Genomic DNA, 1,395 nt, shown 5'->3' on the forward strand with positions numbered 1-1,395 from the left:
ACGGGGCTTCCATATCCGGCCTATCAACCCAGTCGTCTACTGGGAGCCTTACCCTCTCAAGGAGGTGGGAGTCCTCATCTCGAAGCAGGCTTCCCGCTTAGATGCTTTCAGCGGTTATCCTTTCCGAACGTAGCCAACCAGCCATGCCCTTGGCAGGACAACTGGCACACCAGAGGTTCGTCCGTCCCGGTCCTCTCGTACTAGGGACAGCCCTTCTCAAGACTCCTACGCGCACAGCGGATAGGGACCGAACTGTCTCACGACGTTCTAAACCCAGCTCGCGTACCGCTTTAATGGGCGAACAGCCCAACCCTTGGGACCGACTCCAGCCCCAGGATGCGACGAGCCGACATCGAGGTGCCAAACCATCCCGTCGATATGGACTCTTGGGGAAGATCAGCCTGTTATCCCCGGGGTACCTTTTATCCGTTGAGCGACGGCGCTTCCACAAGCCACCGCCGGATCACTAGTCCCGACTTTCGTCCCTGCTCGACCCGTCGGTCTCACAGTCAAGCTCCCTTGTGCACTTACACTCAACACCTGATTGCCAACCAGGCTGAGGGAACCTTTGGGCGCCTCCGTTACCCTTTGGGAGGCAACCGCCCCAGTTAAACTACCCATCAGACACTGTCCCTGATCCGGATCACGGACCCAGGTTAGACATCCAGCACGACCAGAGTGGTATTTCAACGACGACTCCACCTGAACTGGCGTCCAAGCTTCACAGTCTCCCACCTATCCTACACAAGCCGAACCGAACACCAATATCAAACTGTAGTAAAGGTCCCGGGGTCTTTCCGTCCTGCTGCGCGAAACGAGCATCTTTACTCGTAGTGCAATTTCACCGGGCCTATGGTTGAGACAGTCGAGAAGTCGTTACGCCATTCGTGCAGGTCGGAACTTACCCGACAAGGAATTTCGCTACCTTAGGATGGTTATAGTTACCACCGCCGTTTACTGGCGCTTAAGTTCTCAGCTTCGCCCCACCGAAATGGAGCTAACCGGTCCCCTTAACGTTCCAGCACCGGGCAGGCGTCAGTCCGTATACATCGCCTTACGGCTTCGCACGGACCTGTGTTTTTAGTAAACAGTCGCTTCTCGCTGGTCTCTGCGGCCACACCCAGCTCACACTGCAAGAGTGATCACCAAACGTGGCCCCCCTTCTCCCGAAGTTACGGGGGCATTTTGCCGAGTTCCTTAACCATAGTTCACCCGAACGCCTCGGTATTCTCTACCTGACCACCTGAGTCGGTTTAGGGTACGGGCCGCCATGAAACTCGCTAGAGGCTTTTCTCGACAGCATAGGATCATCCACTTCACCACAATCGGCTCGGCATCAGGTCTCAGACTATATGCACGACGGATTTGCCTACCGTGCGTCCTACACCCTTACCC

Annotated in this window: 1 rRNA gene; it reads right to left on the bottom strand. The window is 56.1% G+C overall.

Going from position 1 to position 1,395, the window contains the following annotated elements:
* A 23S ribosomal RNA gene (locus IE198_RS34750) occupies positions 1-1,395 on the bottom strand; the annotation flags it as partial.

Source organism: Streptomyces xantholiticus (genome assembly GCF_014651015.1).
Taxonomy (GTDB): Bacteria; Actinomycetota; Actinomycetes; order Streptomycetales; family Streptomycetaceae; genus Streptomyces; species Streptomyces xantholiticus.